At 54.2% G+C, this 10,194-nt stretch carries 14 protein-coding genes; 1 reads left to right on the top strand and 13 read right to left on the bottom strand.

The window, feature by feature from the left end; all coding sequences use genetic code 11:
- The 9 genes from EDF81_RS20095 to fkpA all read right to left on the bottom strand — a co-directional run.
- Window positions 1–230: GTP-binding protein (locus tag EDF81_RS20095; RefSeq protein ID WP_032449286.1), on the bottom strand; the 230-nt coding region annotated here is incomplete at its 3' end.
- Window positions 231–299: 69 nt separating this feature from the next.
- Window positions 300–2,414: an elongation factor G gene (fusA, locus tag EDF81_RS20090; protein WP_123349929.1), complete on the bottom strand. Its 2,115-nt coding sequence runs from the start codon at window positions 2,412–2,414 to the stop codon at window positions 300–302.
- 97 nt (window positions 2,415–2,511) lie between these two features.
- Entirely contained in the window at window positions 2,512–2,982 is a 471-nt protein-coding gene (gene rpsG, locus EDF81_RS20085; protein ID WP_123349928.1) for a 30S ribosomal protein S7, read from the bottom strand.
- Window positions 2,983–3,076: 94 nt separating this feature from the next.
- Entirely contained in the window at window positions 3,077–3,451 is a 375-nt protein-coding gene (rpsL, locus tag EDF81_RS20080) for a 30S ribosomal protein S12 (protein ID WP_000246815.1), read from the bottom strand.
- Window positions 3,452–3,575: 124 nt separating this feature from the next.
- On the bottom strand, window positions 3,576–3,863 hold the full coding sequence (gene tusB, locus EDF81_RS20075) for a sulfurtransferase complex subunit TusB (RefSeq protein ID WP_123349927.1): 288 nt from the start codon (window positions 3,861–3,863) through the stop codon (window positions 3,576–3,578).
- 7 nt (window positions 3,864–3,870) lie between these two features.
- The gene (gene tusC, locus EDF81_RS20070) at window positions 3,871–4,230 is read right to left on the bottom strand and encodes a sulfurtransferase complex subunit TusC (RefSeq protein WP_123349926.1); all 360 of its coding nucleotides are present in this window, start codon (window positions 4,228–4,230) and stop codon (window positions 3,871–3,873) included.
- A complete protein-coding gene (tusD, locus tag EDF81_RS20065) occupies window positions 4,230–4,616 on the bottom strand; it encodes a sulfurtransferase complex subunit TusD (RefSeq protein ID WP_123349925.1) in 387 nt (128 codons plus the stop codon). The genes tusC and tusD overlap by 1 nt, the downstream gene beginning before the upstream one ends.
- Window positions 4,616–5,338, bottom strand: coding sequence for a transcriptional regulator (locus EDF81_RS20060; protein WP_123349924.1), 723 nt, complete (start codon window positions 5,336–5,338; stop codon window positions 4,616–4,618). The genes tusD and EDF81_RS20060 overlap by 1 nt, the downstream gene beginning before the upstream one ends.
- Before the next feature lie 173 nt (window positions 5,339–5,511).
- Window positions 5,512–6,327, bottom strand: a complete 816-nt coding sequence (fkpA, locus tag EDF81_RS20055; RefSeq protein ID WP_123349923.1) for an FKBP-type peptidyl-prolyl cis-trans isomerase — start codon at window positions 6,325–6,327, stop codon at window positions 5,512–5,514.
- A 234-nt stretch (window positions 6,328–6,561) separates the two neighbouring features.
- On the opposite strand from fkpA, the gene EDF81_RS20050 reads away from it, so the two are divergent.
- Window positions 6,562–6,780, top strand: a complete 219-nt coding sequence (locus tag EDF81_RS20050; RefSeq protein WP_123349922.1) for a protein SlyX — start codon at window positions 6,562–6,564, stop codon at window positions 6,778–6,780.
- Window positions 6,781–6,893: 113 nt separating this feature from the next.
- Here EDF81_RS20050 and slyD read toward each other — a convergent pair whose 3' ends face one another.
- From slyD to kefG, 4 genes are all read right to left on the bottom strand, one after another.
- Window positions 6,894–7,496: a peptidylprolyl isomerase gene (slyD, locus tag EDF81_RS20045; RefSeq protein WP_123349921.1), complete on the bottom strand. Its 603-nt coding sequence runs from the start codon at window positions 7,494–7,496 to the stop codon at window positions 6,894–6,896.
- Between the two features lie 94 nt (window positions 7,497–7,590).
- On the bottom strand, window positions 7,591–7,791 hold the full coding sequence (locus EDF81_RS20040) for a YheV family putative zinc ribbon protein (RefSeq protein WP_123349920.1): 201 nt from the start codon (window positions 7,789–7,791) through the stop codon (window positions 7,591–7,593).
- Between the two features lie 11 nt (window positions 7,792–7,802).
- Entirely contained in the window at window positions 7,803–9,608 is a 1,806-nt protein-coding gene (gene kefB, locus EDF81_RS20035; RefSeq protein ID WP_123349919.1) for a glutathione-regulated potassium-efflux system protein KefB, read from the bottom strand.
- Window positions 9,608–10,162 (bottom strand): glutathione-regulated potassium-efflux system ancillary protein KefG, encoded by a 555-nt coding sequence (kefG, locus tag EDF81_RS20030; RefSeq protein WP_123349918.1) that lies wholly within the window; start codon window positions 10,160–10,162, stop codon window positions 9,608–9,610. Before kefG ends, kefB begins: the two co-directional genes overlap by 1 nt.
- Window positions 10,163–10,194: the final 32 nt, after the last annotated feature.

Genomic DNA, 10,194 nt, shown 5'->3' with positions numbered 1-10,194 from the left:
TAGTGGCGAGTCGGGGTGTCATATTCAACGTGAGAAGTGTTGATGGTGATACCACGAGCTTTTTCTTCCGGTGCGTTATCGATCTGGTCGAATGCACGAGCAGAACCGCCGTAGGTTTTAGCCAGAACGGTGGTGATTGCAGCAGTCAGGGTAGTTTTACCGTGGTCAACGTGGCCGATAGTACCAACGTTAACGTGCGGTTTTGTACGTTCAAATTTTTCTTTAGACACGGCTATATTCCTTACTATAGTGCTCCCCCCTGAGGAGAGAGCACGGGATTTTGGTTTTAATCCTGTGGATTACTTACCACGGGCTTCAATAACGGCCTGAGCAACGTTGTTCGGTGCATCATCATACTTCAGGAATTCCATGGAGTATGATGCGCGACCTTTGGTCAGAGAACGCAGCTGAGTTGCATATCCGAACATTTCAGACAGCGGAACTTCAGCATGAATCTGAACGCCAGTAGCGTTAGATTCCTGACCTTTCAGCTGACCACGACGACGGCTAAGGTCACCGATAACGTCACCAGTGTTCTCTTCCGGAGTCTCTACTTCAACCTTCATGATCGGCTCAAGCAGAACCGGCTTCGCTTTCTTAAAGCCATCTTTGAAGGCAATAGATGCAGCCAGTTTAAACGCCAGCTCGGAGGAGTCAACGTCATGGTAAGAACCGAAGTGCAGACGCACGCCCAGATCCACTACCGGGTAGCCAGCCAGCGGACCAGACTTCAGCTGTTCCTGGAGGCCTTTATCAACGGCAGGGATGTATTCCGTTGGGATCACACCACCTTTGATGTCGTTGACGAACTCGTAACCTTTCGGGTTAGAGCCCGGCTCCAGTGGGTACATGTCGATAACAACATGACCGTACTGACCACGACCACCAGACTGCTTAGCGTGTTTACCTTCAATATCGGTAACTTTCGCACGAATCGCTTCGCGGTAAGCAACCTGAGGTTTACCAACGTTAGCTTCAACGTTGAATTCACGCTTCATACGGTCAACGATGATGTCGAGGTGAAGTTCACCCATACCAGCGATGATGGTCTGGTTGGTTTCTTCATCAGTCCATACGCGGAATGACGGGTCTTCTTTAGCCAGACGACCCAGAGCCAGACCCATTTTTTCCTGGTCAGCTTTGGTTTTCGGTTCAACAGCGATGGAGATTACTGGTTCAGGGAACTCCATACGCTCCAGAATGATCACATGGTCCTGATCACACAGGGTATCACCGGTAGTCACTTCTTTCAGACCAATAGCTGCAGCGATGTCGCCAGCGCGAACTTCTTTGATCTCTTCACGTTTGTTGGCGTGCATCTGTACGATACGGCCCAGACGCTCACGCGCTGATTTCACCGGGTTGAACACGGTGTCACCAGAGTTAACCACGCCAGAGTACACGCGGAAGAACGTCAGGTTACCAACGAACGGGTCAGTTGCGATTTTGAACGCCAGAGCAGCAAACGGCTCGTTGTCGTCAGAGTGACGAACTGCCGGAGTGTCTTTACCGTCGTCCAGCATACCGTTAATCGCGGTAACATCAGTCGGCGCCGGCAGGTATTCAACAACCGCATCCAGCATCGCCTGAACACCTTTGTTCTTAAATGCAGAACCACAGGTTACCAGGATGATTTCGTTGTTCAGTACGCGTTTACGCAGAGAAAGTTTGATCTCTTCTTCAGTCAGCTCTTCGCCACCAAAGAATTTCTCCATCAGCTCGTCAGAACCTTCAGCAGCGGCTTCAACCAGTTTCTGGCGCCATTCTTCGGCCAGTTCCTGCATATCAGCTGGGATATCTTCGTATTCGAAGGTCACGCCCTGATCGGCTTCGTTCCAGTTGATCGCTTTCATTTTCACCAGGTCAACAACACCGGTGAATTTCTCTTCCGCGCCGATAGCCAGTTGCAGTGGCACCGGAGTTGCGCCCAGACGTTTTTCAATCTGATCGACAACTTTCAGGAAGTTAGCGCCCATACGGTCCATTTTGTTAACGAACGCGATACGCGGAACTTTATATTTGTTTGCCTGACGCCATACGGTCTCAGACTGTGGCTGAACACCACCAACAGCACAGTAAACCATTACCGCACCATCAAGAACACGCATGGAACGTTCAACTTCAATGGTGAAGTCAACGTGCCCTGGGGTGTCAATGATGTTGATGTGGTGTGGTTCGAACTGTTTAGCCATACCTGACCAGAAACAGGTAGTCGCAGCGGACGTGATGGTGATACCACGTTCCTGCTCCTGCTCCATCCAGTCCATGGTGGCTGCGCCGTCATGAACTTCACCGATTTTGTGGTTTACACCGGTGTAGAACAGAACACGTTCGGTAGTCGTTGTCTTACCGGCGTCGATGTGAGCACTGATACCAATGTTACGATAGCGCTCAATGGGTGTTTTACGAGCCATTTGATTCCTCTATATCCTGTGACGTTCAGTTTAAGTAACCCAAAGCGGGCAGCTTTTTTGAAGCGCCCGCCTGGTGACTAACACTACGAAGGGTTTATTACCAACGGTAGTGTGCGAACGCCTTGTTGGCTTCTGCCATACGGTGAACGTCTTCACGTTTCTTAACTGCAGTACCTTTGTTGTCTGCAGCATCAGAAAGTTCGTTCGCCAGGCGCAGAGCCATCGATTTATCACCGCGTTTACGAGCAGCTTCAACGATCCAACGCATTGCCAGGGCATTACGACGAACCGGACGGACTTCAACTGGAACCTGGTAAGTAGAACCACCTACACGGCGGGACTTAACTTCGACAGTCGGGCGCACGTTATCGAGCGCAACGTCAAAGGCTTCCAGGGCAGTTTTACCAGAACGCTGAGCCAGGGTCTCAAGCGCGCTGTATACGATTGCTTCTGCAGTAGATTTTTTACCGTCTACCATCAGGATATTTACAAATTTAGCCAGCAGCTCTGATCCGAACTTAGGATCCGGCAGAATTTTACGCTGACCAATCACGCGACGACGTGGCATAGGAATACTCCGTTGTTAATTCAGGATTGTCCAAAACTCAAAGAGTTTGATGACATTAAAATAAATCAGTTTGGCCTTACTTAACGGAGAACCATTAAGCCTTAGGACGCTTCACGCCGTACTTGGAGCGAGCCTGCTTACGGTCTTTAACGCCGGAACAGTCAAGTGCACCACGAACGGTGTGGTAACGAACACCCGGAAGGTCTTTTACACGACCGCCACGGATCAGGATCACGGAGTGCTCCTGCAGGTTGTGACCTTCACCACCGATGTAGGAAGTCACTTCGAAACCGTTAGTCAGACGAACACGGCATACTTTACGCAGTGCGGAGTTCGGTTTTTTCGGAGTGGTGGTATATACGCGAGTACATACACCACGTTTTTGCGGGCAGGCTTCCAGCGCAGGCACGTTGCTCTTTGCAACTTTGCGTGCGCGTGGTTTGCGTACCAGCTGGTTAACTGTTGCCATTAAATAGCTCCTGGTTTTAGCTTTTGCTTCGTAAACACGTAATAAAACGACCTCATACAATATGAGGACGCGGAATTCTAGGACTGTGCAGAAGGGGTGTCAAGAAATATACAGCGATCCCGCTTCACCAGGCCATCTGCGCGGAATGTTTTACTGTCAGTCTGACGAAGTCAGTATAGTCAACCCTGACGACACTGCCTGAAATTTGAGCAGAAAACCCGCGCGCGCGAATGTCATCTTCCAGCACGTAGATCGTTATGGGGGCATTTAGCAGGGATTCAAGGTAGCGGCCGCCTTCCAGCGCCGCATTGACGCCGTCCTGCATGAGCAGTAGATCGTCGCCAGCCTGCAGCATACGGATCAGTTCTGCGATATCACACTGCCATGGCGAGTGGCGAAGAGTATGCAACATAGACACCTCAGAAGGTCAGCACGACATCATAATCATCAAGCTTACGGCGCAGCGCCTGCGGCTCCAGAATTTCAGCGTCAAGCACCCGGGGATGTGAATCGCCCAATCCGCGCTCGCGCAGCGATTCGCCGCAGAGCCAGCAGTTTTCGATATCGTAGAGCGGCAAAATTTTGAACGTAGAAATATAGTCACGCGCCAGCACCGCATCGGGCGCTTGCCCGGCCAGCAGCTGAAACACGCCGTCGCCGACAAAGAAGACGCCGATATCCTCGCTCAACGCTGAGGTCGCCAGCAGCGCATCCAGCCCTTCCCGTCCGGAAGAGGAGCCGTGCGGCGCCGAGGTAAATACGAAAGCAACACGTTTCATCAGAACTGCACCACCCGGTCGCAGGTCAACGCGGCTTCCGCCAGCGCGCCCAGACCGCTCAGGCTAAAGCCAGGCTGCAGGTTGGCAGCGGCCAGGCCGAGACGATGTGCTTCAGCCTCATCGCTTACCCCGCGACGCAGCGCGGCAGCAACGCAAATATGCAGCTCGACGCCGTGCTGTTCACTCAGGGTCTGCCAGGCCCGCACCAGATCGAATTCGTCGCTGGCCGGTGCGGTCAACTGATTGGCGTTATAGACGCCTTCGCGATAGAAAAAGATGCGGCTCAGCTCATGGCCTTCGGCCAGCACGGCACGGGCAAACTGCCAAGCGCTACTGGCCTGTTGAGTGCCATAGGCCGGGCCGGTGACCAGAAGCGCAAAACGCATTACTTATCGTGTCCGCTAAAATCGCCGCTCTTAAACTGGCGAATGTAGAGGTAGACCGTATGCTTGGAGATGTTCAGCCGGTCCGCGACCTGGTTGATCGCATCTTTAATGTCAAAAATCCCTTTCTCGTACAGGTTAAGCACGATCTGGCGATTCTTGGCATTATTGGAAACGTTACGATCGGCATTCACTTCTTCGATGGTGAATTCCAGCGTTTGCGTCACCAGATCTTCTACCGACGAGGCAAAGTTGACCGACGAGTTCACTTCCGGTGTTTCCGGCGGAATAAAGGTGCTCATAATTTGCGAGAAAGGCACATCAAGGTTCATGTTGATGCAAAGCAGACCAATCACTCTGTGGTCACGGTTACGAATGGCAATGGTGACGGACTTCATCAGCACGCCGCTTTTCGCACGGGTGAAATAACACTTCGAGACGCTGCTGTCCGCGCCGGTCATGTCGTGCAGCATGCGCAGCGCCAGATCGGTAATCGGGGAGCCAATTTTCCGCCCGGTGTGCTCGCCGTTGGCGATGCGGATGGCGGAACATTTCAGGTCCTGCAAAGAGTGCAGAACAATTTCGCAATGGGAGCCAATGAGCATCGCTAACCCGTCCACCACCGCTTCGTAGGATTTTAGAATATCGAAGTCGGTCTGATCGAAAGGACGTTGATCCAGCAAATCAAGTTCACTGGTTTCGTTGGTTAAAAGCGACCTGGACATGAAAAAAAGCACTCCTTTTCAGGAGCCTGTCGTTAGGTTGTCAGGGCAGGCTCAGTATTATCATCATCAAAATTAAGGCATCTAAAGTAATACGCACCTCGGGCGCTTTCCAGTGTTAATTATATTGCGCCCAATAAAAACCGCCGCCATTCAGGCGGCGGTTTTCTTTGCGTTTACTTTTTGCTGGCGTCAGCAGCAGGCGCTTCAGGCTGTGCATCCGCCTTCGGAGCCGGTTTGATGTCCAGCAGTTCGACATCGAAGACCAGCGTGGAGTTAGCCGGAATACCCGGAACGCCATTTTTGCCGTAGGCCAGCTCTGGTGGGATAACCAGCTGAATTTTGCCGCCTTTCTTGATGTTTTTCAGGCCTTCGGTCCAGCCTGGGATCACGCCATCAAGACGGAAGGAGAGCGGCTCACCACGGGTATAGGAGTTATCAAACTCTTTACCGTCGGTCAGCGTACCTTTGTAGTTCACCACCACGGTATCGCTATCTTTCGGCGCAGCGCCGGTTCCTTCTTTCTCAACCTTGTACAGCAGGCCGGTGGAGGAGGTCTTCACGCCCTTCTCTTTGGCGAAGGTGTCACGGAAAGCTTTGCCCTTGGCTTCGCTTTCCGCAGCGTCTTTTTCCATCTTCTGCTGAGCAGCAGTTTTCACGCGGGTTTCAAAAGCCTGCAGGGTCTGTTCGATTTCCTGGTCGGACAGTTTGCTCTTATCAGCAAATGCATCCTGAACACCGGCGATCAGCTGAGCTTTATCCAGCTTGATGCCCAGTTTTTCCTGCTCGGTCAGAGAGTTCTCCATGTAACGACCCAGCGATGCGCCCAGCGCGTAAGCGGATTTCTGGTCGTCGTTTTTAAATGCGGCAGCTTTGCTGTCTGCGGCCGGTGCAGCTTTCGCGGCAGCAGCATCAGCGGCAAAGGTCAGCGGTGCATTCAGGGCAACGGCCATGGTGGTCGCCAGCAACGTTACTTTAAACAGTGATTTCATCCATCTCTCCAGGGTCGGGGCCTCTCACCCCAGGTTAAACACAATTGAGAAACGTACTATAAAGCGTTGTAGAAGAAATCTACATACGAACACTCCCGTTTCTCACACGTTTTAGGACTATTTTTGTTTAAATTAGTTTCCTGCTCTGGCTGAGGATGCTGCACGATCGGGGAAAGTTAAGTAGAATTCGCCCCGCCAGCGAAAACCATGCCGGATACAACAACGAGGTGAATCATGCAGGAAAAGAATTTAGACGCGCGTCTGGCGGAACTGGAGAGCCGACTGGCCTTTCAGGAAATCACCATTGATGACCTGAACAAAACGGTCACCGCCCACGAGCTGGAAATGGCGAAATTGCGCGACCTGTTGCGCCTGTTGACGGAAAAAGTGAAGTCAACGCAGTCTTCATACATCGCTTCACAGGCCGAAGAGACGCCACCACCCCACTATTAAGACGTAAAAAAAGCGGGTTTCCCCGCTTTTTTATCATGACCTAATACGCTATGGATTTCGGTCTGTGGCAAGGCGTAAACAACGCAGCTACAGCTCGAAAGACGACGCGTATTTTAGTGGCAGCCGCAGCCGCCATTGCCACCACAGCCACCTTTTTTACCGTGGTCGTGACCATGGTCGTGGTCGTGGCTATGGCCGTGACCGCCGCAGCAGCCATCGTGGTCATGGTCGTGATCGTGGTGATGACCGTCAGCGCCGTGAACGTGGCCGTGGGCCAGCTCTTCTTCCGTCGCTTCGCGGATAGCAACCACTTCCACGTTGAATTTCAGGTTCTGACCGGCCAGCATGTGGTTACCGTCAACCACAACGTGATCGTCTTCCACTTCGGTGATTTCTACCGGTACCGGACCCTGGTCAGTTTCAGCCAGGAAACGCATGCCAACCTGCAGCTCGTCAACGCCCATAAAGACGTCTTTAGGAACGCGCTGAACCAGGTTATCGTCGTACTGACCGTATGCGTCATCGGTGCCAACATCAACATCGAACTTATCGCCGACGTCGTGGCCTTCCAGCGCATTTTCCAGACCGGAAATCAGGGAACCGTGACCATGCAGGTAGTCCAGCGGCGCGCTAACCGGAGACTCATCAACCAACACACCGTCTTCTGTACGTACCTGATAGGCCAGGCTGACCACCAGGTCTTTTGCTACTTTCATGATAACTCCTGAGCATGGAAATATGACTGGCGCAGATTGTAGCGGAATTCTGCCCCCGTGTACCCCTTAGCTTAAAAAAACCTGGCCAGGATCGCTAGTCCGGATGGAAAATCCCGATAACTTGCTCTTCTTTGCGGACATGCTCGCGAACGCTTTTGTCCGCCTCACGCATCTGGTGTCCGCACTTCACGCACTCCACCACGTCAACGCTGTTTTCCTGCCACATCGCCAGGGAATCCTGGGCCTTACAGGCCGGACAGGTCGCACCGGCAATAAATCGTTTACGCACCGCCATCGCTCTTACCCTTACTCAAATTCATCCCAGCCATCATACTGACGACGTTCCTGCTGCATTTCACGCTGGAAAATTTCCTCCAGCTCGCGCCGCGACTCGCGCACGCGGGATATCTGCCCGGCATCAGTATGCGTGGGGATCAGCTCGCGCAGCATCCGCATATCCAGCCGCCGAAAGTGCAGCTGCGCACGCTGCGCCTGATGCGGATGCATCCCCAGCGAAATTAACGCCTTACGCCCCAGCTCCAGCGCACTGGAGAAGGTTTCACGCGAGAACTGCGACACGCCCATCTGCAGCAGCTCGTGCGCCTCCACACGTCCACGCGCGCGGGCCAGGATCGTCAGATGGGGAAAATGCTGCTGGCAGATCTCTACCAGCTTCATCGTATCTTCCGGATCGTTGCAGGTGATCACAATCGATTCCGCCGCTTCCGCCCCGGCGGAACGCAGCAGCTCAACCTGAGTCGCATCGCCGTAATAAACCTTATAGCCATATTTACGCATCAGGTTAACGGCGCTGATATCGCGCTCCAGTACGGTAATGCGCATCCGGTTGGCCATCAGCAGACGACCAATCACCTGACCGAAGCGCCCGAAGCCCACCACGATAACCTGCGGCTTGTCGTCTTCAACCCACGGAGCTTCACCTTCCTCTTCCGGCCCGTTGAAGCGCCGGGACAGCCATTTATCGACGGCTTTCATCAGTAGCGGCGTGGTCATCATCGACAGGGTGACCGCCACCAGCAGCAACGCCATCTGATCGCCCTGGAACAGGCGTTGGGATGACGCGGTCGAAAACAGGACGAAAGCAAACTCACCGCCCTGGCTCAGCACGGTCGCAAACTGCATTCGCTCCGAACTTCGCAGGCCATAAATGCGCGCCAGCAGATACAGCACCAGCAGCTTCACCGCCACCAGTACCGCGACGCTTGCGATCACCCACATTAGATGGGTATAGAGCACGCCCAGATTGAGCGCCATCCCGACCGAGATAAAAAACAGCCCCAGCAGTAATCCTTTAAACGGCTCAATGGCGATCTCCAGCTCGTGGCGATACTCACTCTCCGCCAGCAGGACACCGGCGATAAAGGTACCCAGCGCCATCGACAGGCCCAGCGCATCCATAAACAGTGCCGAACCCAGTACCAGCAGCAGCGTCGCGGCGGTAAAGACCTCGCGCACGCCGGAGTCGGCGATAAAGCGGAAGACCGGGCGCAGCAGATAGCGTCCGCCAATCAGCATTCCGGCAAAGGCCACGACCTTCAGACCGATTTTAAACCAGTCCAGGTGTTCATCGCCGCCGCCCGCCAGCAACGGGACCAGCGCCAGGGCCGGGATCACCGCCAGATCCTGGAACAGCAGCACGGAAAAACCCAGCTGCCCGGATTCGCTGCGGTTCATCCCCTTCTCGCGCATGAGCTGCAGCGCCATCGCCGTCGAAGACATCGCGAGGCCGATCCCGCCCACGACCGCCGCCTGCCAGGAAAAATCGGTCAGCATCAGCAAACCACCCAGCAGACCCGCGCTCAGCAAGACCTGGGCCGCACCGACGCCAAAAATCGAGCGCCGCAGCTGCCAGAGCTTGGACGGATTCAGCTCAAGCCCGATGATAAACATCAGGAATACCACGCCCAGCTCGGAGAAGTGCAGGATCTCCTCAACGTCGCTGATAAAGCCCAGACCCCACGGGCCGATGGCGATCCCCGCCAGCAGATAACCCAGCACCGCGCCGATACCCAGGCGCGCAGCCAGCGGCACGGCAACGACCGCAGAAAACAGAAACAGAACGCCGGCCAGTAACAGATCGGAACCTTCCATCAGCGTCCTCCCTGCGTGACGGGAGATGCCAGCCACTCGCCGTAGGCACGGGCATGACTGGCCAGCTCCTGGGGCGACTGTCGACGCGCCCAGTAGATAATCATCGGGTTCATCCAGTGCATCCGGCACATCGCCGCCGTCATCTCGAACGGGCGCAAAATATCGCTCATCGGATAGCGGTTCAGCGCATCATGCCGATAGGCACTTTCCGGCTCCCCGGTGGTGATCACGCTGCGCCAGAACTTTCCCGCCAGCTGATTCCCTCCCGGTCCGCTGGCAAAACCGCGGCTCAGCACGCGATCCAGCCACTCTTTCAGTAACGCCGGGCAACTCCAGGTATAGAGAGGATGCTGGAACACGATCACATCATGCTCGCGCAGCAGCGCCTGCTCGTGCGGAATATCGATAAAAAAATCAGGATAGTGTGCATAAAGATCGTGCACGGTGACGTTGTGCAGCTGCGTTGCCGGCTTGAGCAAAACCCGGTTTGCCACCGAGTCCTGTGATTCCGGATGGGCATACAGCAGCAAGACTTTCGCTGTCTGAGACATCATTCCCCTCCCGGGTGTTCTCCACATCTTTGTTT

The organism is Enterobacter sp. BIGb0383 (genome assembly GCF_003751845.1).
In the GTDB taxonomy this organism is placed as follows: Bacteria; Pseudomonadota; Gammaproteobacteria; order Enterobacterales; family Enterobacteriaceae; genus BIGb0383.
The sequence above is the reverse complement of the archived record's forward strand: the minus strand, read 5'-3'. Positions and strand labels throughout refer to the sequence as shown.